Raw genomic sequence first — 17,760 nt, 5'->3', positions numbered from 1 at the left:
CCGCGTGACGGAGCCGCCGTCGCGCGGTAAGGGGCGGTGGCCATGCCAGCCCCTCCGCCCGCCATCCTGCAGGTGCTTCCCGCCCTGGGCCAGGGCGGGGTGGAGCGGGGCACCGTAGAAATTGCCCGCGCGATCGCTGAGGCCGGTGGGCGTGCGGTCGTCGCCTCGGCCGGCGGGCCGATGGTGGCGGAGCTGGAGGCGGCGGGCGCGCGGCACGTCACCCTTCCGCTGGATCGGAAGAACCCTGCGGCGCTCCTCGCCGGCGCCGTTACCCTCTCGCGCCTCATCCGGGCGGAGGGCATAGGGATCGTTCACGCGCGCAGCCGTTTCCCCGCCTGGTCCGCGCTGATGGCGGCGCGGGCGACGGGGGCGCGCTTCGTCGCGACGTATCACGGCAGCTACAACGAGGGCTTTCCGGGCAAGCGCCTCTACAACTCCGTCATGGCGCGGGGGGATCGGGTGATCGCGATCAGCGACCACATCGCCGACCTCGTCCGTGCGCGGCACGGGGTCGGGCCTGACCGGCTGCGCGTGATCCCGCGCGGCGTGGACCCCGCGTATTTCGATCCTGTGGCGATCGAGCCGTCCCGCATCGACGCGCTGCGCCGCGCGTGGGGAGTGCCGAACGATCGCCCGCTTATCCTGCTGCCTGCGCGGCTGACGCGCTGGAAGGGCCAGAGTGTCCTGCTGCGCGCCGTGAGGATGCTGGAGGAGCCGCGCCCCCTCGTGGTGCTGGCCGGCGACGCCCAGGGGCGGGAAGCCTACCGGGCGGAACTGGAGGCGCTGGCGGCGGAGAGCGGCGCGACGGTGCGCCTTCCCGGGCCGGTGGCGGACATGCCGGCCGCCCTGGCCCTGGCCGATATCGTGGTCCATGCCAGCACGGACGCCGAAGCCTTCGGCCGGACGGTGATTGAGGCCCAGGCCATGCGCCGACCCGTTATCGCCTCCGATCTCGGCGCACCGCGCGAGACGGTGGAGGAGGGGGTGACGGGCTGGCGCGTCCCGCCCGGCGATCCGGCCGCCCTGGCCGCCGCTATCGCGCGGGTGCTGACGATGCCGCGGGACGCGCGGGACGCGGTCGGGGAGTCGGCCCGGGCCGCCGTGCTCTCGCGCTACACCACGCGGGCCATGCAGGAAGCGACCCTGGCCGTTTACCGGGAACTGGCATGAGCGACCGGGTGCTCGTCATCAAGCTCGGGGCGCTCGGTGACTTCGTGCAGGCCTTCGGGCCATTCGCCGCCATCCGAGCGCACCATCCCGGCGCCCGCATCACCCTTCTGACCACGCCTCCCTTCGCGGACCTGGCCCGGCGCAGCCCCTGGTTCGACGAGGTGTGGCCGGAAGGACGGCCGCGCTACACGGATTTTCGGACGCAGTTCTCCCTGTTCCGGAGGCTGCGGGCCGGGCGCTTCGAGCGTGTCTACGACCTCCAGACCTCGCCGCGCTCCTCACGCTATCGCTGGTTCGTGGGGCTCGGCGCGGAGTGGTCGGGGGTGGCGCGGGGGGCGAGCCACCCGCATGCCAACCCGCACCGCAACGCGATGCACACGGTGGATCGGCAGCACGAGCAGCTGGAGATGGCAGGGATCTCCACCTTCCCCCTGCCGGAGCTGGGCTGGCTCGATGCGGAACTCTCCTCCGCCGCCCTGCCGCCGCGCTTCGCCCTGCTGATCCCGGGCGCCAGCCCGTCCCGGCCGGGCAAGCGTTGGCCGCACTTCCCGGAACTCGCCACGCGGCTCGGCCTTCCCGCCGTGGTGGCGGGCGGCGCCGGCGAACGGCCACTGGCCGAAGCCATCCGGGCCGAGGCGCCGGGAACGCTGGACCTGACCGGGCGCACCAGCCTCTTCGAACTGGCGGCGATCGCGCGCCGGGCGGCGGTCGCGGTTGGGAATGACACAGGTCCCACCCACCTGGCCGCGGCAGCCGGCTGCCCCACCCTCGCCCTGTTCGGGGAGGAGAGCGACCCGGCTCGCTGCGCGCCGCGCGGCCCCGCCGCCACCTTCCTGCGGCAGGAACCCCTCTCGGCGCTGGCGCCCGATCGGGTGGCAGAATCCGCGCGCGCCCTCCTCCGCCTGCCGTCTTAGGCGGCAGTTCCGGGCCCGCGGGGGCGGATGTGGAGTGCGGGCTCCCTTGCGTCCCGCTTCGCCCGGTGCCGAGATGCGCGCCGGAATCGAACGTCCAACAGGCGGAGCAGGCCCATGTTCACCCGACGGAACCTCCTCGCGGCCGGCACGGCCAGCGCCGCTGCCCTCGGCACGGCTGGCGGCGCCAAGGCTCAGGCCCGCTGGCAGTTCGCCACACCGTACCAGGACACGAACTTCCACACGAAGAACGTGAAGGCCTTCGTGGAGGATGTGGCGAAGGCCACGAACAACGCGGTGCAGGTGCAGCTGCACACAAACGCCTCCCTCCTGCCGATGGCGCAGATCAAGGCGGGCGTGCAGCGCGGCCAGGTGCAGATGGGTGAGATCCTCACCTCCGCCTATGGCAACGAGGACGCCTTCTTCGAGGTGGACGGCATTCCCGTGCTGGCGCCGAACTATGAGGACGTGCAGAAGCTGCAGCGCCTGGCCCGGCCCTACCTGGAGGCGCGCTTCCAGCGCCAGGGCATGATGGTGCTCTACACCGTGCCCTGGCCGCCTGGCGGCTTCTACAGCAACGCGCCGGTGACCTCGCTGGACGTGTTCAAGGGCACGCGATTCCGTACCTTCAACGCGATGACCAACCGCTTCGCCGTGCTGATGGGCGCGAACCCCACCCTGGTACAGGCGACCGAGGTTCCGCAGGCCTTCGCGACCGGCGTCATCCAGGGCATGGTGACGAGTGCGGCGACTGGCGTGGATACCCAGGCCTGGGACTACTGCAAGGTCTATACCCCCGTCGGCTTCAGCTACACGAACAACGCCGTCTTCGTGAACCGCCGCGCCTTCGAGGCGCTTCCCGCCGCACAGCAGGCCGCCATCAAGGAAGCGGCGGCCACGGCGCAGACGCGAGGGCTGCAGATGTCCCGGGATGCGGAGAAGGAGACGACGGACACGCTGGGCGCTCGCGGCATGCAGGTGCTGCAGCCGAGCGACACGCTGAAGCAGCAGCTTGCCGCCATCAGCCGCACCATCACGGACGAGTGGGTGGCCCGGACCGGCGAGGATGGCAAGAAGCTGATCGAAGCCTACCGCGCCTGAGGATCGGGACATGCTGAGGCGGGCGCTGGACGCGCTCTACGCGGCCAGCGCCGGCTTTGCCGCGCTGTCGCTGTTCGGGATTTTCGCCGTGATGATGGCGCAGGTGGGACTGCGCTTCCTGAACATGCAGTTCCCCGGCGCGGACGACATCAGCGCCTATCTCTGCGTGGCCACCACCTTCTTTGCCCTAGCGCTGACCTTCCGGCGCGGGGAGCTGATCCGGGTGGGGCTGCTGATCGAGAAGCTCTCCCCCGGCCCGCGCCGCATCTTCGAGATCGTGGCGCTCGCTTTCGCCGCCATCGGCTGTGCCTACGCCTTTTACTGGACGCTGGACGATGTCCTCTTCTCCCTGGAGATCGAGGATGTCGCCCAGGGGGCACTGGCGGTGCCGCTCTGGATCCCGAAGATTGCCATGCCGGCCGGCGCCGGGATCCTGCTGATCGCCGTGCTGGACGAGCTGGCGACGGTGCTGCGCGGTGGGCGCCCCAACTACGTGATCGCGGCGGAAGACCGGGCCGCGCGCGGCGATTTCTCGGCCGAGGTGTAGCGACATGGGTCTGATCGAACTCGCCGGCCTGCTTCTTCTGCTGCTGGGCCTGTTCCTGGCCGGCGGCCTCTGGATCGGGATGAGTCTGGCCTTCGTCGGCTTCGTCGCGATGACCTTCGTGCACCCGCAGCCCGGCACCTACCTCGCCACCTCCTTCTGGGAAGCGACGGGGTCCTGGACGCTGGCGGCGCTGCCGATGTTCGTGTGGATGGGCGAGATCCTGTTCCGCACGAAGCTTTCGGAGGAGCTGTTCAACGGGTTGGCGCCCTGGGTGCGGCGCATCCCCGGGCGCTTGCTGCACGTGAACATCCTGGCCTGCGGCATCTTCGGCTCCGTCTCCGGGTCCTCCGCCGCCACTTGCGCCACCGTCTCCAAGATCGCGCTGCCGGAACTGAAGCGGCGCGGCTACGACGAGGACATCGCGATCGGCAGCCTCGCTACCTCCGGCACGCTGGGCATCATGATCCCACCCTCCATCATCATGGTGGTCTATGCGGTGGCGGCGGAGGTCTCGATTGTCCGGGTCTTCATCGCGGGCTGCATCCCCGGGCTGATCGTGATGGTTCTGTTCAGCCTTTACATCGCGGTCTGGGCCCTGCTGAACCCGAAGAAGCAGCCGCCGATGGAGCCGCGCCTATCGTTCATGGAGAAGATGCGGCAGTCCGCGCAGCTCATTCCCTGCGCGATCCTCATCGTCGGCGTGATCGGCACGATGTTCGTCGGCTGGGCGACGGCCACGGAAGCGGCGGCCTTCGGCGTTCTGGGCAGCCTGCTGTTGGCCGCCGTCACGCGCTGCCTGACCTGGGAAAGCTTCCGGGACAGCCTAACGGGCGCCACCCGCCTTTCCTGCATGATCATGTTCATCCTGGCCGGCGCCGCCTACCTGACGAAGGCGATGGCCCTGACGGGGATTCCCGCAGCTCTGGCGGCCGCCGTCGCCTCCATGGGATTAGGGCCCTACGGCATCATCGCCATGCTGACCGTGGTTTACGTGCTGCTGGGCACCGCGCTCGACGGAACATCGATGATCGTCCTCACCACCTCCATCGTCATCCCGATGATCCAGCAGGCCGGGTTCGACCTGGTGTGGTTCGGCATCTTCATCGTGCTGCTGGTGGAGATCGCGGAGATCACGCCGCCCGTGGGCTTCAACCTCTTCGTCATGCAGACCATGACGGGGAAGGAGCAGACGGCGGTCGCAAGGGCATCGCTGCCCTTCTTCCTGATGCTCGTGGTGACGGTCGCCATCATCACCGTTTGGCCGGCGAGCGTAACCTGGCTGCCGGACTACTTGCTGAGCCGCTGAAAAAGGTGGGGCGCCGCGGATCGCCGCGGCGCCCCGCCCGCTCACATCGCCGGGCGCAGGGAGCCGTCGGCGCCGCGCTCATAGACGGCGCCGCCGCCCATGTAGGCCGCATCCGAGCCCTGGGCGCGGGAGGCAGAACGGTCACGGCGCATCGGGCGCATGGCCTGGCGGGAACCGCGGTGCATCGGGCGCGCCATGGAGGAGGAAGCGGAGCCGCCCACCGCCGTGCGGCCGGCCGGGGACAGGGCGCCATCCGACATCGCCGGCGCGCGGGTGGAGCCGCCCGGCAGCGGGGCGCCCGGAGGGATCATGTCGCTCTGGGCCTGGGCGAAGGCGCCGGGGGCGGCGCCGAGAACCGCCCCGAAGGCGCAGACGGCGGCGAGAAGCGCGAACTTGCGGGACATGTCTGTCTCCTGAAATCCGATCCCGCTGTCCGGCCGGGTTGGCCGCCGTGGCGGATCGGCAACGCAACGTGGCTTCCCGGCACAGGGTTTCCGGGCACCGTCGCGCGGCAGCAACCCCCGTGGGGGAGCGTCGTTGCGGCAGGCATGTGGGAATCCGTCAAAGCCTTCCTCCGCAGCTGGGGGCTGGTCATCGTCATCACCCTGGCAGGTCTGGCCGTGGCGTGGCGCTTCGTCTCGCCCGCCCCTCCGAGCACGGTCCGCTTCGCCGTCTCCGCCAACCCGCAGAGCGTCTACACAGAGACCGTCGACGCCTATGCGCGGCGGCTCGAGGCCGAGAAGTTCAAGGTGGAGCGGGTGGCGACCCAGGGCTCGGCCGACAACGTCCGGCTGCTCCGGGAGGGAAAGGTGGACCTCGCGCTCGTCCAGGGCGGCGTCGCGCCGGCGGTCGGTGCGGATCGCCTCGTCTCCCTCGGACAGGTTTTCTTCGAGCCGGCCTGGTTCTTCATCCGCGCCCAGCAGGGCGGCGGCAGCCCCGTGCAGGCGCTGCGCGGCCAGCGCGTGGCCATCGGGCCTGAGGGCAGCGGCACGCGCATCCTCGCCCTTGCGCTGCTGGCCGCGAATGGTCTGGGTGCGGACGCGATCCAGGCCGATCCGCTGGCGGGGAACGAGGCGGCAGAGGCGCTCGCCTCCGGGCAGGTGCAGGCGGCCGTCTTCGTCTCGGCCAGGCCGAACGACGCGATCAACAGGCTGATGCGGACGCCCGGCGTGACCCTGCTGAACTTCGCCAGCCGCGCCGACGCCTATGCTGCGAACCTGCCCTACCTGAACCCCGCGCGCCTGCCGAATGCCGGACTGAGCCTGCAGGAGGACCTGCCGCGAGGGGACATCGTGATGATGGCGCCCGCGGCGTCGCTGCTCGCGCGGGACGACCTTAACCCGCAGGTTGCCGCCCTGATGATGACGGTCCTGAAGGATATCCATAAGGCCCGCACCCTCTTCTCGGCGGAGGGACGCTTTCCCGCCGGCCTGAACCACGAGGTGCCGCTTCAAGAAGATGCACAGCGCTACTACGAGCGCGGGCCGAGCTTCCTGCAGAGCTACCTGCCCTTCTGGCTCGCCGTGACCGTGGACCGGCTCTGGGTTCTGATCATCCCGCTAGTGACCTTGCTGCTGCCGCTGCTCCGCATCGCACCCTCCATCTACTCCTGGCAGATGGATCGGCAGATCTGGGCGATCTACGAGAAGGTGCGGAAGGTGGAGGAGGGAAGTGACAAGGGGCTTTCCATGCAGACGGCGGCGAAGCTCGAGGCGCTGGACAAGGAAGCGGAGAAGCTCAAGCTGCCCGATAGCTACGCCGAGAAGATCTACGAGCTGCGCCGCCACATCGCCTTCGTTCGCGAAAAGAAAGCAGAGGCCTGAACGATGGAACTACCCATCCGCAAGCCGGGTTGTTTTGCGGATGGCTGTTCCACCTAGCTTCACCTGAGCCCATTCGAGCCCTATTTTCCTGACTTCCTTGGCTTCGGCTGTGCCATCGAGGTTCACCGGGACCGGGTAGTGCGCGCGGCGAACCGGGTAGATTGCCGGGTATCGGGAGGGCAGGGTGGGAGGGCTGACGGACAAGGAAGTGCGGGCCGCCGAAAAGCGGCCCAAGGCCTACCGCCTGGCAGACGGGCAAGGGCTGCACCTGCAGGTGGAGCCGAACGGGTCCAAGCTCTGGCGCTACCGCTACGAGGTGCCGACGCCGACGGGGCGGAAGGAGAAGATGCTGGCGCTGGGCCGCTACCCGGCAGTCGGATTGCGCGCCGCACGCGATGCCCGGGACGCTGCCCGACGCATGCTGGCCGACGGCAAGGACCCTGGCGTGGAGAAGAGGGTGGCGCGCGCCGTCGAGACGCATGCGGCGGCAGCCACCTTCGAGGAGTTTGGCCGCGCCTGGTACGAGCGGGAGGCGGCGCACTGGGTGCCGCTCCACCGCACCTATGCCCTGGCATCGCTGGAGAACGATGTCTTCCCGGCTATCGGGAAGCTGCCGATCAACCGGATCACCCCTCCCATGGTGTTGGAGCTTCTGCGGAAGGTTGAGGCGCGTGGGGCAGTATCCATTGCGCACCGCGTTCGCCAGCGGATCTCGGCCATCTTCGTCTTCGCCATCGCGGCTGGGGTAGGGGAGAACGACCCGGCCGCAGTGGTTGCCAAGGCCTTGCGGAAGAAGCCCAACGGGCGGCAGCCGGCGGCAACTTCCCTTGCAGAAGCGCAGGGAGTGCTCCGCGCTGTCGAGGCGCAGGGTGCGCAGGCCGTGACCTTTTTGGCCCACCGGTTCCTTGCCCTGACCGCCGTGCGGCACAACGAGATGACGCGCATGGACTGGGCGGAGCTGGAGGGGCTGGATGGGCCCGAGCCGTTCTGGCGCATCCCGAAGGAGAGGATGAAGGGGGAGCAGGACGACCGTCACGAGCATCTAGTGCCCCTATCAAGGCAGGCCGTGGAAATCCTGGCAGCGGTGGCGCGGGTCAACGGCCGGCGGGGCAAGGTGTTCCGCCATGCATGGAAGCCTGCCGAGGGCATGTCCAAGGACACAATCGGCAAGCTGCTGGCGAAGAGCGGGCAGGGCGGGAAGCATGTTCCGCACGGCTGGCGCTCTGCCTTCTCCACCATCATGAACGAGCGGCACCCCAACCGGCACGATCGGGAAGTGATCGACCTAATGCTGGCCCATCGTCACGGCAACAAGGTGGAGGCGGCCTACAACCGCGCGGCCTACATGCCGCGGCGCCGCGAGTTGGCGCAGGATTGGGCGGATTTGCTACTGAACGGGATGCCGGGGACTGAGGGCGTTCCCGGCATCCAAGCTATCTCTCAGCCGCCACGGCCCGCCCTTGCGGGGGCGGCATCAGCTGGGTGCGGGGCCGCTCACGCTTCCAGGCAATGATTTCGGACTGCCACCAGCGGACCTGCCCGCCGCCCAGGTCCACGGCCAGCGGAAAGGTGCCCACGCGCATCCGGCGATAGATGGCGGAACGGGTGAGGGACACCTGCCGCTCCACCTCAGCGATCCGGATCAGAATATCTGCGGCTGTGTCAGCCATGGAGCACCTCCCCCACGATCCCCATGGCCCGCAGCCAAGCGTCGAGAGCAGCCCAGCGATAGACGCCGTCGATCAGAGAATTCGGCATGCCCAGCCTCGTCAAAGATCCTGACAGGCCGGTATGGTCCTGGAACCAACCACGCCCCGGAGCCCCCTCATGCCGCCCAAGCCTCTCCCCCTGGACGACCTCGACAAGGTTGTGGGAGGCGCCGACATCCGGACAGGCTCCGAAGCCAACTACATCGTCGCCGGCGATGGCAATGATTTCGTGGATGCTGGCGGCGGTGGCGACTATGCAGAGGGTGGCGCCGGCAACGACGTTCTGATGGGTGGCGCCGGCGACGACGTCCTTATCGGAGAGGCTGGTGACGACGTCCTTAACGGCGGAGCCGGTTCCGATCTCATGGAGGGCGGCGACGGAAACGACATCATCGGCGGCGCCGGCGACAACGCCGCGGATGGCGCGCTGGGCGGTGCTGGGAACGATGTCTTCGCCTGGAGCCCGGGCAGCGGCAACGACTACTTCGACGGCGGACAGGGCCGAGATATTGTGCTGATCCAGGGCATGAGCCTGTCGCAAGTTCAGCAAGGTCTCCAGGTTCACACGCCTGGGCTGCAGATGCAGGTGAGCGGCGGCAACGTCAGCTTCACCAACGCGCAGGGACAAGCGCAGACCTTTAGCGGCCAGGTCTCCATCGGCGGCGAGACGCTGCGCTTCGACAACGTCGAACGCATCCAACTCCTCTAGCAAATCCGCCAGCGCCGGTAGGGCGGTGGCTCTCGCCCCCGTTCCGCCGTCGGCCACGCATCCAGGCCAGCTCATGCCCGCCCTCCCGCCGCGCGCCGTCGCGTCAGCAGTTCGTCCACGAGCCGGTCCACGGCCTTCCAGCCCGCCTCGCCGGGGCGCTTCTCGCTATCCACAAAAGCTGCGGCCTCCAGGGTCACGTTTAGGCTCCGGCGCCGGCGGTCGGGCTTCGGCGTCCGCATCGCCAGCATCGCCCGCTCAACCTTGTCCAGGTCGAGCTCCAGCGTGGCAGCGATCTCCGGCGCCTCCATCTTCTTCCGGCGCATCTGGCGGATGCACTCGATCTGCAGCGGAGTGAGGTCCAGAGTGGGGCGCAGCGCCACCGTGCGCCGGCTCATGTCCTCGGCGTGAAAACCAGGCGGGGTGCCCTGGAAGGTCATGGCTCGACCTCCCTGGGCAAGGACGCGACCACACGCTCGACAGCCTCACCGATGCTGACGAAGTGGTCAGGCGGCGCGCCGGCGAACTCGCAGTGCCGATGCAGGAGATGCTCCCCTGTCACCAGGGACGCGATCCGGTCCTTTGTGGCCGGCACATGCCGGAGAGGTACCTTCCCAGTGCTGATGCGCTGGCGCAGCCGATAAGCCTCATTTCGGCATGCCCTCGCCATGCGCGAAGCGTCGAGTGGGTGAAGTGTCGCCAGGCTTTCGGCTGGAGGCATGTGGTTCACGTGCGCCCTCCCGTCGTCCGGCGGATCGGGCGAGCCACGTCTGGGCAAAGGGTGAGCGGCTGAACGCTCACCTCCACCAGCGCATCATCTTCCTCCTCCGGTTCCAGGTCGGCAAAGGGTGCATCCAGCGCGTCGAGCTCCGCGATGATGCGGTCCGCGGTGTCCAGCAGCCGGGCCTCGTGCCGTGCGGTCAGGAAGAGTTCGGCGGCCCGGTAGGGCGCGCCGACGAGCAGGGCGAGGCTGAGCGCCCAGGTGAGGTGACCCGCCATCAGTGCACCTCCTGCGGGCTGGAGGGCGCGGGATGCTGGTGGCCCGGCGGCGGAACGATGTTCAGCACCGGCAGCCTCGGCCGGCGCTTAGAGATCAGCTCCAGCCAAGCCGGGTGGTGGTGGAACCCCGTCTCGATCAGGAGGATGCGCCCGTGCAGCGGCGCCATCGTCGCGACCAGGGCGTAGTGCTCTGCCTGCCCGCCGGTGGCGTGGATCACTGCGGAGACCGCCCAGTCGACCAGCTTGCGCGCCTGAGGCCAGCTCGCAGGGCCGTTGTCCTCCGGGTGATCGCCGTGCAGGACGATCACCGTCGGACCTGGCAGCTTCAGGTAGCGGGACCGGATCGGCTCGCCATAGGTCGCGAGCAGCAGGCCGAGCTCCTTGTTCCGCGCGGCCCGAAGCAGCGGGATGCGATAGCCCTCGCCAAGAGCATCCAGCATGCTGATGATCTGGTCGATCTTCTCGACGTTCGTCAGCTCGGCCGAGTTCGGGAGGTGGCTCATGCCACGGCCCTCCCATGCTGCAGCACCAGAGCATCGGCCACGCGCTCGGCATCCTCGCGGGTGCCGCCGGCTTCCATCCAGTAGGTGACGCTAGCCTCCCGGAGCGGCATGCCGCCGGCAATATTCTCGACGTAGCGGAGCGCCGCCGGCCGGTGTCCTTCGGGGAGGCTCCGGTATAACAAGATGAACTCCACCTCACTCGGCTTCGTGATCTTCTCGCCGCCCACCATGACGAAGGAGGGACGAGCAGCGGTCTCCCGCGCGGCGGGGCTCGGCCGGAAGCTGGACGCTCCGACCTGCCGGGTAGTGGCGCGGCTCACGAGGCGAACCCCGGCTCATCCACCTGGACCATGACTGAACCGTCGTCAGGCGGCAGCGGGAGCCCGTGCTCCTTCTGCACCCGGCGGAGCTCGCGCAGGTTGCCGCGCACGATGGCGCGCATCGTGCGCACTTGCATGGCCTGATGCTCGCGATACTCCGGCGTGCCCGGGACCAGAGGGGCTTCCTTCGGTCGAACATCCGTGTTGATGGCGTACTGCACGTCCAGCTCGCGCATCTGCTCGTGAACCGCAGCGGAGGCTGCCATCAGCAGATTGTGGGCGCGAATGTCGTTGTGGGCCTCCTGCGCCCGCTGCGCTTCCAGGATGCCGGCGGTCGACAGCCGGTAGCCCTGAACCGGCAGGTGCGCGATCGCGTGGGCGGCGTTGCTCCACATCCACGGGATGTCGGGGACCGCCGGTAGCACGACGGGCGGCGGCATGCTGGCCGCTGCCGCCAGCTCGTCCGTCTCCGTCCAGGCCCGACGTGGCGGCGGCACGGGCGCCAGCTCGTCGGCGCCGAGGATGTCGCGCATGAGGCTCCAGGCGACAGCGGTCTCCCGGTCACAGGAGAAGCCGGGACCGGTGCGCCTGTCCTGACCCGCGAGCCAGTCAGCCACCGTCTCGGCCTTCGCTCGGATGCCCGCCTGTGAGGTGGCGGGGATGCCGGCCGCGGCGTGCAGCGGTGCTTCCCAGGGCTTGGGCGACAGGAGGCTGGCCAGGGTCGGGAAAGGGTCGCACGGCTCCGGGGCGCGCATCATCGCGCGCGCTTGCTGGAGCAGGACGATCATCTCGCCCTCAGCGTTGATCGCCGCGATCTCGTCCCCGGAGCGTTGCTCCGCGGCGGCGGTCTGCTTGGGCATCCGGGCAGGCCGGAAGCCCTGCGCGCCGGACACACTTCCCCGTTCCGCCCTCGGGCGGGTATTTGTCGTCGTAGCCATTGGTATCTGGCTCCTCGGCCTTCATTGCGTGGTGGTTAGGGGGGTGCTGGTGGTCAGGCCGGGTTGAGAGGGTGGTAGCTCTCAGCTCGGCCGCTTTGCCCGGGTCGTTCTCATCCGATCGAAGGAGAACACCCGCCGGGCGCGGGATCTCAGGTGCGACCCGGCGGGTCAGGCACGAAGCAGAGGGCGACGCCGAAGGTTGTGGCGCCAGGGTGATCCGGGTTCCACTCGATGGCGCGGTAGAGCCAGCCGCCGGTGACGCGGATGCGGTCCAGCTGACTACCGTCGTCGGTGTCCACAATCTCGCTCGCGTGGAACGGCACGTTGTTCGGGTTCGCGCTCATGCCGAGGCCTCCAGCGCGGCCACGATGCCGGCGGACCAGCGGAGCTGGCGGACGGGCGTGCCGTCGCCGTGGCGCTTGCCGGTGTCGGAGAACACGGCGAAGGGGCGGCCGCGCTCCGTCGGTTCCCAGGCGCCGTCGCCGGCCTTGGCCTGGAAACCGCCCGCGAGCAGCGCCTTGTTCGCCTGTATCGCGGACCGCCCGCCCAGGCGCTTGCCGATGTCGGTGGGCGTCAGCAGCGCGTCCTGCTGGGGCGCCAGCAGGTGAGTGACGCCCAACGCCGCCAGCGGGTCCTGCCCGACCTCGTTGCGGGTAGCGCGCGCGGCGGCAAGGGCGGCTTGGTTCGTGTCCAGCCCGATCGCGCGGCCGATGGAGAGATAGGCCTTGAACGTGGTGGCGAGCGCCGGGGCGCGGAGCATGCGGGAGGCGGCGGGCGCAGTGTAAGTGCCGGTGCGGCGGATGGAGGGCAGCACCTCCTCGAACACCCAGCGCTCGAAGCGCTCCGCCGCAGGGAGGGTGCTGCCCATGATAAGGCGGAGGACGTCGGGCTCGGAGAGGACGCGGAGGTTCTGCATCCCGCCGGTCGTCTGAAGGGGGTGGTGTTTCGCCACCCCCTTGCAGTGCTGCTTCAGCGCGCTGGTCGGGTCGGCGTAGCCCAGGCGCTCGGCCACGTCCCGGCCGACGAAGTGAGGCTCTTCCCCGATGGTGACGACCCGGACCTCGGCGCCCTCGAAGACGAGGGACAGCGGGGCGGGGGTGAGCTGGTCGGACGCGGCTTCCATGCGGGCCTCCGGGTTGGTGGAGGCAAGTTAACCGCACGAGCCGGTAACTTCAACCGCTATTATCGTTCTGATCGTTTTTCCCACCCTTCCTCTGCGCTGCGTAATCGGCGGCAGCACCTAAGGAGCTCTCGAACATGGCTAAGGCAGTATCGATGCGCTGATCCATCGGCAAAGTGTCTGGCAGTTGCATGACAATCCGCCAGACTAAGCGTTGAGTGCCGGCTAGGCTGCTTCCGGTGGGAACCGAAAGAGGGAAGTGCCGCTTCCAGGCTGCCGCGAGGGCATGGCTCATCTTGATGTACGCGACATCATTGTCGGAGTTATCCTGGTAGGCAAAGCTGGGAGTGGTCGAGCGGATCTGGTCGTAAAGCTCTTCCCTCGGCTTGCTGTTATCGAAGGGGCCGTAAACGAGTTCGAGAGCGTCAACGCCAAGAGCTTTGGCGATGACTTCTAAAACCCTACGGGATGGTTCGGTCCGCCCAACTTCGTAGTCGGCGATAGTGGACTGCGCCAATCCTGTTTGAGATGCCAACTCGGCTTGGCTCAGGCCCTTGTTGAGCCGTGCAGCTTGCAATCTCTGCGACCACGCTGGTCGTTCGGAGAGAGGTTTACGCGCAGGGCGGCCGACTGACTTCATGGTGCAGTGATACCGAGTTTCGTGGTTGACCTCTAACCGCATGTCGCGGCATTAATAACCGCCATGAGCGGTCATCAACGCGCGGTGCAGTCGGTTGTCTCTCGCTTCGGTGGGCAGAACGCCTTGGCACGCCAACTCGGCCTTCGACAGTCGACCGTTTGGGGTTGGGTGTCCAAGGGTCGAGTGCCTTCCTGGCGCATCCCAGAGATCATCGCGGCAGGGGCGGCATTGCACGATCCGGTGCGGCTGACCCCCGCCGACTTCTTCGACCTGCCAAGTCCGACGCCGCGGGTGGCCTGGGCTCGTCGGTCGGCGCCGGCCCTCATCACCGACCAGGCGCCCACCTGATGCGGGCGCCTACACTCCGGACCCTCAGCGCCCTGGCGGCTCGGAGAGCTTGGCGGCCAATCGCCGTTCAGTCGCCCCGCAGACGCTTCCTGAGCATTGCATCGGCCATGTCGAGCGCCTTGGTCACCTCGCTCGTGACGGCCACACTCACCGGAGATCGGAGTTTTCCATCCTGCATCGCGCCTGACAGCGTCCCGGACAGCGTCTCTGAAATCGTTGCAAGCGCGGTCGGTGGGTCGGGGCGTGTCAAGGCCAGTTCCGTGAGCAGCGCTGCGCAAAGGGTTTGCAAGGCCAAGGTCTCGCCCGCTCGGTCGTGCATCGCCGCTTCGAGCTTGGCCACACGATCTTCCAGGGAAGGCAACTCGTCTCTCCTCAGATTTCCGGTCGGCCGTATGGTGAAGGCGGAGGGGCAGATCGGCAACGGTCCGGCTCCTGGCGCCCTGGTGCGCGCCTCTCACTCTCGCACCTCCGCCCCGACCCACCCCGCCCCCGGCAGGTGCACGCAGGCCAGCCGCCGCCCCTCCGCGTCCACCGTGTGCGAGAACCCGTCCCCCAACAAGATCGGCACCCCGTCGAACAGCACCGGGAAGCGCCGCGGCAGCATCGCCGCCCGCGCCCCGAGCAGCGCGCGGGCCAGCGCCTCCACCTCCGCCGCGTCCATCAGCGCGTCGCCGATCTTCGCGAGCCGGCCGTCCAGGCTGACGAGGCACGGGGGAGGAGCCGCCACCGCTCAGCCCACCACGCCGGCAGGCCCGCCGCGGATCTGCTTGACGAGGTCGGACACCATCAGCCGGGCGAAGGTCTGCACCGCGACGTCGTCGTGGATCGGCGTCTCCATCACCAGCAGGTCGGCCACCTCCTGCGCGTCGAGGTCACCCGCCTCGTCCAACACGAGGACGACGATGCGGAGCGCGATCACGGTCGCCATGCCGAGGGCCACGACCATCGCCTCGTCCATCCGAGGGCCGCGCACGATCCGCAGCCGGCGCTCCGATCCCTCCTTTCGCCCTGCCGCATCCGCACCGACCACGCCCGTCTCCCTGCCTGACGGGCGGACCATCGCGCGCCTCCCTCAACCCCGTCACCTGGAAGCGATCCAGCCATGAGCCCGAGCAGTCCCGACCTGGCCTTCAAGACGCTCGTGCGCGCCCTGGTGGAGAGGGTGGGCGGCCTCGACGCCGCGGCCGCCTGCACCCGCGTGCGGCGCGCGCAGCTCAGCAATTACCAGAGCCTCAACGTGGACGACGCCTTCGTGCCCGTGGACGTGATTTGGCGGCTGGAGCGGATCGCCGGCGAGCCGCTGATCACGCAGGAGCTGGCCAACCGCGCCGGCTACACCATCGTCGCCGTCGAGCCGATCGCCGAGGGTGAACTGGCCGCGCTGCTGGCGAAGGTGGGCGCCGAGAGCGGGCACGTCTTCTCGGCCTTCGCCGAGGCGATGGCCGACGACGGCCAGGTGAACGCGCAGGAGCGAGGGGAGATCGCCCGCGAGCTTCAGGACCTCATCCGGGCCGCCTCGCGCGCCCTGGGGCACCTGCAGGCCCCGCTGGCGCCCGTGCCGGCCCAGGTGGAGCAGGCCTGACATGGCGCGGATCCGCAGCATCCACCCCGGCATCTTCACGGACGAGGCCTTCATGGAGCTGACCGTGGAGGCGCCGCTCGCCATCCCGCTGCTTCTCGGCCTGTGGACCGAGGCGGACGACCAGGGCGTGTTTCAGGCTCGCGCGCTGACCCTCAAGGCCCGCATTCTCCCGGCGGCCGCAGTGCCGGTGGAGCCCCTGCTGGCGGAACTGGAGCGTCGTAACTTCATCCGGCGCTTCACCAGCGAGGGCCGTGAGTACGGCGCGGTTCGGAATTTCCAGCGCTACCAGCGCCCCAAGAAGCCGAAGATCACGCACCCGATCCCCACCGAACTCCTCTCATACGTGGGCCGGAACACCACCGGTTCCGAACTCGGCGACGATGAAGGCGGGGATGAGGAGGAACCCGGCGGCGATCAGGTGGGCGGAGTTCCCCACCAGTTCCCCACCGGTGGGGAAATCTGCTCGCAGAGGGAGGAGGGAGGAGGGAGAAAGAAAAAGAGAGCTTCGCTCTCGTCGCCTGGCGGCGACGCGCCCGCGCCCTCGGAGGGGTTCGAAGCCGCACCGCCACCCCCGGAAACGGCCGCCACGGAGCCCACCCCCGTCACGTCCGCGGTCGAGGCCTGGAACACCATCTGCGGCCCGGCCCTGGGCACGGTCCGGAAGGTCACCGACGGGCGTCGCCGTGCCATCGCGGCGCGATTGCGGGAGGACTTCGCGGGAGACCCGGCGCAGTGGGAGGCCTACCTGCGGCGGATCGTCGCCTCGACGTTCCTCACCGGAGGCGGAGGGCGCGACTGGCGGGCGAACCTGGACTGGGCGGTGAAGGCCGGCAGCGTCGTGCAAGTCCTGGAGGGCAAGTACGACGACCGCGGTGGGCAGGCGTCGCCGCCGAAGCCAGCCCGCGCCCTGGACGAGCGGTACTGGGACCGGCCCCCGAGCGCGGTGCGGCAGCTGCCGAAGCCCACGCTGCAGACGCCTGAACGCCTCGCCTGGGACGAGGCCCAGTTCAACCGCTCCGCCCCTCACCCCGTGACCCGCAGGAGCTACGCGGCGGCATGAGCACCCCCGACAACCTGCCCGAGCTCCTGGGCGAGCACGGCATCCGCCTGAAGCGCTACTCCGCCGGCCACACGGAGCGCATGCGGTGCCCGCACTGCGAGGGCGGCAAGAGCCGGGAGGAGTGCCTGGCCGTCACCATCGACCCCGACGGCGAGGGCGCGGTCTGGATCTGCCACCGCGGCCAGTGCGGCTGGACGGATGGCGCGCATCTGCCCCGCCGCGATGGCGACCGGGCTTGGCGGCGCGAGGTAGAGCCGCCGCGCGAGGTGCTCCAGCCCACGCCCCACCGGGAGGACCAGCAGCGGCGGCCAGAGGGCCTGTACGCATGGTTCCAGGCCCGCGGCATCGGACGGGAGACCGTGGACCTCTTCGGCGTCTACGAGACGACAAAGGGCTTCCGGCAGTCCGGCGACGTCTGGCAGGACAAGCCCGCGATCGTCTTCCCCTACCTGTTCGAGGGGCGGCTGGTGAACCGGAAGTACCGCTCGGCCGAGAAGGAGTTGATGCAGGACAGGGCGCCGATGCCGACCCTGTTCAACATCGACGCGGTGACGGCTGACGACGTGCTGATCTGGGTCGAGGGCGAGCCGGACGTGATGGCGGTGCACGAGGCAGGCTACCCCCAGGTTGTCACGCTGAAGGACGGCGCGACCGGAAAGGTGCTGGCGGAGAACGACCCCAAGCGCCTGGAGCAGAAGCGCTACCTCGCCCTCGGCACTCACGCGGAGCGCCTGGACCGGATCCCCAAGCACATCCTGGCCGGCGACATGGACGAGCCCGGCAAGGCGCTGCGGGAAGAAATGGCGCGCCGGCTGGGCCGGCACCGCTGCTGGTACGTGACCTGGCCGGATGGCTGCAAAGACGCCGGCGACGTGCTGCGCCTCCACGGGGCCGGCAAGGTGCAGGAGTGCATTGAGGCGGCGCAGCCCTACCCAATCGAGGGCGTGCACCGCATCCAGCCGGGCGACCTCATCGCC

Annotated in this window: 24 protein-coding genes and 1 pseudogene; 12 read left to right on the top strand and 13 right to left on the bottom strand. The window is 69.2% G+C overall.

Annotated elements, in window-relative coordinates:
* Positions 1–42 precede the first annotated feature (42 nt).
* The 5 genes from J5Y10_RS09805 (at position 43) to J5Y10_RS09785 (ending at position 5,035) form a co-directional block, all read left to right on the top strand.
* A complete protein-coding gene (locus J5Y10_RS09805) occupies positions 43–1,170 on the top strand; it encodes a glycosyltransferase family 4 protein (RefSeq protein ID WP_209373116.1) in 1,128 nt (375 codons plus the stop codon).
* On the top strand, positions 1,167–2,084 hold the full coding sequence (locus J5Y10_RS09800) for a glycosyltransferase family 9 protein (protein WP_209373114.1): 918 nt from the start codon (positions 1,167–1,169) through the stop codon (positions 2,082–2,084). The genes J5Y10_RS09805 and J5Y10_RS09800 overlap by 4 nt, the downstream gene beginning before the upstream one ends.
* A gap of 114 nt (positions 2,085–2,198) precedes the next feature.
* Positions 2,199–3,182, top strand: a complete 984-nt coding sequence (locus J5Y10_RS09795; protein WP_209373112.1) for a TRAP transporter substrate-binding protein — start codon at positions 2,199–2,201, stop codon at positions 3,180–3,182.
* A gap of 10 nt (positions 3,183–3,192) precedes the next feature.
* Positions 3,193–3,729 (top strand): TRAP transporter small permease, encoded by a 537-nt coding sequence (locus J5Y10_RS09790; RefSeq protein WP_209373110.1) that lies wholly within the window; start codon positions 3,193–3,195, stop codon positions 3,727–3,729.
* A gap of 4 nt (positions 3,730–3,733) precedes the next feature.
* Complete coding sequence (locus J5Y10_RS09785; RefSeq protein WP_209373108.1) at positions 3,734–5,035, top strand: TRAP transporter large permease; 1,302 nt, start codon at positions 3,734–3,736, stop codon at positions 5,033–5,035.
* Between the two features lie 41 nt (positions 5,036–5,076).
* Here the strand turns inward: J5Y10_RS09785 and J5Y10_RS09780 are convergent, their stop codons facing one another.
* Positions 5,077–5,439: a hypothetical protein gene (locus J5Y10_RS09780; RefSeq protein ID WP_209373106.1), complete on the bottom strand. Its 363-nt coding sequence runs from the start codon at positions 5,437–5,439 to the stop codon at positions 5,077–5,079.
* Between the two features lie 144 nt (positions 5,440–5,583).
* Between J5Y10_RS09780 and J5Y10_RS09775 the strand changes: the two genes are divergently transcribed.
* The gene (locus tag J5Y10_RS09775) at positions 5,584–6,858 is read left to right on the top strand and encodes a TAXI family TRAP transporter solute-binding subunit (protein WP_209373104.1); all 1,275 of its coding nucleotides are present in this window, start codon (positions 5,584–5,586) and stop codon (positions 6,856–6,858) included.
* A gap of 184 nt (positions 6,859–7,042) precedes the next feature.
* Positions 7,043–8,371 (top strand): tyrosine-type recombinase/integrase, encoded by a 1,329-nt coding sequence (locus tag J5Y10_RS09770; RefSeq protein ID WP_342452887.1) that lies wholly within the window; start codon positions 7,043–7,045, stop codon positions 8,369–8,371.
* On the opposite strand, the gene J5Y10_RS09765 is transcribed toward J5Y10_RS09770, so the two are convergent.
* Positions 8,292–8,528 (bottom strand): helix-turn-helix transcriptional regulator, encoded by a 237-nt coding sequence (locus J5Y10_RS09765; RefSeq protein WP_209373101.1) that lies wholly within the window; start codon positions 8,526–8,528, stop codon positions 8,292–8,294. The genes J5Y10_RS09770 and J5Y10_RS09765 overlap by 80 nt on opposite strands.
* A gap of 157 nt (positions 8,529–8,685) precedes the next feature.
* Between J5Y10_RS09765 and J5Y10_RS09760 the strand changes: the two genes are divergently transcribed.
* The gene (locus tag J5Y10_RS09760; RefSeq protein ID WP_209373099.1) at positions 8,686–9,276 is read left to right on the top strand and encodes a calcium-binding protein; all 591 of its coding nucleotides are present in this window, start codon (positions 8,686–8,688) and stop codon (positions 9,274–9,276) included.
* Positions 9,277–9,347: 71 nt separating this feature from the next.
* Here J5Y10_RS09760 and J5Y10_RS09755 read toward each other — a convergent pair whose 3' ends face one another.
* From J5Y10_RS09755 to J5Y10_RS09720, 8 genes are all read right to left on the bottom strand, one after another.
* Positions 9,348–9,713, bottom strand: a complete 366-nt coding sequence (locus J5Y10_RS09755) for a hypothetical protein (RefSeq protein ID WP_209373097.1) — start codon at positions 9,711–9,713, stop codon at positions 9,348–9,350.
* Between the two features lie 286 nt (positions 9,714–9,999).
* Positions 10,000–10,272 carry a hypothetical protein gene (locus J5Y10_RS09750; protein WP_209373095.1) on the bottom strand — a complete coding sequence of 91 codons (273 nt, stop codon included), beginning with the start codon at positions 10,270–10,272 and terminating at the stop codon, positions 10,000–10,002.
* Positions 10,272–10,775, bottom strand: coding sequence for a hypothetical protein (locus tag J5Y10_RS09745; protein WP_209373093.1), 504 nt, complete (start codon positions 10,773–10,775; stop codon positions 10,272–10,274). Before J5Y10_RS09745 ends, J5Y10_RS09750 begins: the two co-directional genes overlap by 1 nt.
* Entirely contained in the window at positions 10,772–11,095 is a 324-nt protein-coding gene (locus tag J5Y10_RS09740) for a hypothetical protein (RefSeq protein ID WP_209373091.1), read from the bottom strand. The genes J5Y10_RS09745 and J5Y10_RS09740 overlap by 4 nt, the downstream gene beginning before the upstream one ends.
* Positions 11,092–11,988, bottom strand: coding sequence for a hypothetical protein (locus J5Y10_RS09735; protein WP_209373089.1), 897 nt, complete (start codon positions 11,986–11,988; stop codon positions 11,092–11,094). Before J5Y10_RS09735 ends, J5Y10_RS09740 begins: the two co-directional genes overlap by 4 nt.
* A gap of 194 nt (positions 11,989–12,182) precedes the next feature.
* Positions 12,183–12,377, bottom strand: a complete 195-nt coding sequence (locus J5Y10_RS09730) for a hypothetical protein (protein WP_209373087.1) — start codon at positions 12,375–12,377, stop codon at positions 12,183–12,185.
* Positions 12,374–13,156 (bottom strand): BRO-N domain-containing protein, encoded by a 783-nt coding sequence (locus J5Y10_RS27815; protein WP_245214513.1) that lies wholly within the window; start codon positions 13,154–13,156, stop codon positions 12,374–12,376. Before J5Y10_RS27815 ends, J5Y10_RS09730 begins: the two co-directional genes overlap by 4 nt.
* Before the next feature lie 49 nt (positions 13,157–13,205).
* Positions 13,206–13,793, bottom strand: coding sequence for a helix-turn-helix domain-containing protein (locus tag J5Y10_RS09720; RefSeq protein ID WP_209373085.1), 588 nt, complete (start codon positions 13,791–13,793; stop codon positions 13,206–13,208).
* 63 nt (positions 13,794–13,856) lie between these two features.
* On the opposite strand from J5Y10_RS09720, the gene J5Y10_RS28895 reads away from it, so the two are divergent.
* Positions 13,857–14,141: a carph-isopro domain-containing protein gene (locus tag J5Y10_RS28895; RefSeq protein WP_209373083.1), complete on the top strand. Its 285-nt coding sequence runs from the start codon at positions 13,857–13,859 to the stop codon at positions 14,139–14,141.
* A 67-nt stretch (positions 14,142–14,208) separates the two neighbouring features.
* Here J5Y10_RS28895 and J5Y10_RS09710 read toward each other — a convergent pair whose 3' ends face one another.
* From J5Y10_RS09710 to J5Y10_RS09700, 3 genes are read right to left on the bottom strand one after another with little or no spacing between them, the layout of a single operon-like run.
* Positions 14,209–14,562 (bottom strand): hypothetical protein, encoded by a 354-nt coding sequence (locus tag J5Y10_RS09710; protein ID WP_209373081.1) that lies wholly within the window; start codon positions 14,560–14,562, stop codon positions 14,209–14,211.
* Positions 14,563–14,595: 33 nt separating this feature from the next.
* Positions 14,596–14,868, bottom strand: coding sequence for a hypothetical protein (locus J5Y10_RS09705; protein ID WP_209373079.1), 273 nt, complete (start codon positions 14,866–14,868; stop codon positions 14,596–14,598).
* A 3-nt stretch (positions 14,869–14,871) separates the two neighbouring features.
* Positions 14,872–15,201, bottom strand: coding sequence for a hypothetical protein (locus J5Y10_RS09700; RefSeq protein ID WP_209373077.1), 330 nt, complete (start codon positions 15,199–15,201; stop codon positions 14,872–14,874).
* A gap of 42 nt (positions 15,202–15,243) precedes the next feature.
* Between J5Y10_RS09700 and J5Y10_RS09695 the strand changes: the two genes are divergently transcribed.
* From J5Y10_RS09695 to J5Y10_RS29030, 3 genes and pseudogenes are all read left to right on the top strand, one after another.
* The gene (locus tag J5Y10_RS09695) at positions 15,244–15,723 is read left to right on the top strand and encodes a phage regulatory CII family protein (protein ID WP_209373075.1); all 480 of its coding nucleotides are present in this window, start codon (positions 15,244–15,246) and stop codon (positions 15,721–15,723) included.
* Between the two features lies 1 nt (position 15,724).
* A complete protein-coding gene (locus J5Y10_RS09690) occupies positions 15,725–16,783 on the top strand; it encodes a hypothetical protein (RefSeq protein WP_209373073.1) in 1,059 nt (352 codons plus the stop codon).
* Positions 16,780–17,541 (top strand): annotated as a pseudogene (locus J5Y10_RS29030) (hypothetical protein); the annotation flags it as partial. The gene J5Y10_RS09690 and the pseudogene J5Y10_RS29030, both read left to right, overlap by 4 nt.
* Positions 17,542–17,760 lie beyond the last annotated feature (219 nt).

The organism is Roseomonas indoligenes, from assembly GCF_017813365.1.
Lineage (GTDB): Bacteria > Pseudomonadota > Alphaproteobacteria > Acetobacterales > Acetobacteraceae > Roseomonas > Roseomonas indoligenes.
Note: the sequence above shows the minus strand (reverse complement) of the source record. Positions and strands in the feature narration are given on the sequence as shown.

What these genes read in the sequence shown, in the direction of transcription:
- J5Y10_RS09805 (WP_209373116.1), top strand. Translation starts at nt 43, where the DNA reads ATGCCAGCCCCTCCGCCCGCCATCCTGCAGGTGCTTCCCGCCCTGGGC.
- J5Y10_RS09800 (WP_209373114.1), top strand. Translation starts at nt 1,167, where the DNA reads ATGAGCGACCGGGTGCTCGTCATCAAGCTCGGGGCGCTCGGTGACTTC.
- J5Y10_RS09795 (WP_209373112.1), top strand. Translation starts at nt 2,199, where the DNA reads ATGTTCACCCGACGGAACCTCCTCGCGGCCGGCACGGCCAGCGCCGCT.
- J5Y10_RS09790 (WP_209373110.1), top strand. Translation starts at nt 3,193, where the DNA reads ATGCTGAGGCGGGCGCTGGACGCGCTCTACGCGGCCAGCGCCGGCTTT.
- J5Y10_RS09785 (WP_209373108.1), top strand. Translation starts at nt 3,734, where the DNA reads ATGGGTCTGATCGAACTCGCCGGCCTGCTTCTTCTGCTGCTGGGCCTG.
- J5Y10_RS09780 (WP_209373106.1), bottom strand. Translation starts at nt 5,439, where the DNA reads ATGTCCCGCAAGTTCGCGCTTCTCGCCGCCGTCTGCGCCTTCGGGGCG.
- J5Y10_RS09775 (WP_209373104.1), top strand. Translation starts at nt 5,584, where the DNA reads ATGTGGGAATCCGTCAAAGCCTTCCTCCGCAGCTGGGGGCTGGTCATC.
- J5Y10_RS09765 (WP_209373101.1), bottom strand. Translation starts at nt 8,528, where the DNA reads ATGGCTGACACAGCCGCAGATATTCTGATCCGGATCGCTGAGGTGGAG.
- J5Y10_RS09760 (WP_209373099.1), top strand. Translation starts at nt 8,686, where the DNA reads ATGCCGCCCAAGCCTCTCCCCCTGGACGACCTCGACAAGGTTGTGGGA.
- J5Y10_RS09755 (WP_209373097.1), bottom strand. Translation starts at nt 9,713, where the DNA reads ATGACCTTCCAGGGCACCCCGCCTGGTTTTCACGCCGAGGACATGAGC.
- J5Y10_RS09750 (WP_209373095.1), bottom strand. Translation starts at nt 10,272, where the DNA reads ATGGCGGGTCACCTCACCTGGGCGCTCAGCCTCGCCCTGCTCGTCGGC.
- J5Y10_RS09745 (WP_209373093.1), bottom strand. Translation starts at nt 10,775, where the DNA reads ATGAGCCACCTCCCGAACTCGGCCGAGCTGACGAACGTCGAGAAGATC.
- J5Y10_RS09730 (WP_209373087.1), bottom strand. Translation starts at nt 12,377, where the DNA reads ATGAGCGCGAACCCGAACAACGTGCCGTTCCACGCGAGCGAGATTGTG.
- J5Y10_RS27815 (WP_245214513.1), bottom strand. Translation starts at nt 13,156, where the DNA reads ATGGAAGCCGCGTCCGACCAGCTCACCCCCGCCCCGCTGTCCCTCGTC.
- J5Y10_RS09720 (WP_209373085.1), bottom strand. Translation starts at nt 13,793, where the DNA reads ATGAAGTCAGTCGGCCGCCCTGCGCGTAAACCTCTCTCCGAACGACCA.
- J5Y10_RS28895 (WP_209373083.1), top strand. Translation starts at nt 13,857, where the DNA reads ATGAGCGGTCATCAACGCGCGGTGCAGTCGGTTGTCTCTCGCTTCGGT.
- J5Y10_RS09700 (WP_209373077.1), bottom strand. Translation starts at nt 15,201, where the DNA reads ATGGTCCGCCCGTCAGGCAGGGAGACGGGCGTGGTCGGTGCGGATGCG.
- J5Y10_RS09695 (WP_209373075.1), top strand. Translation starts at nt 15,244, where the DNA reads ATGAGCCCGAGCAGTCCCGACCTGGCCTTCAAGACGCTCGTGCGCGCC.
- J5Y10_RS09690 (WP_209373073.1), top strand. Translation starts at nt 15,725, where the DNA reads ATGGCGCGGATCCGCAGCATCCACCCCGGCATCTTCACGGACGAGGCC.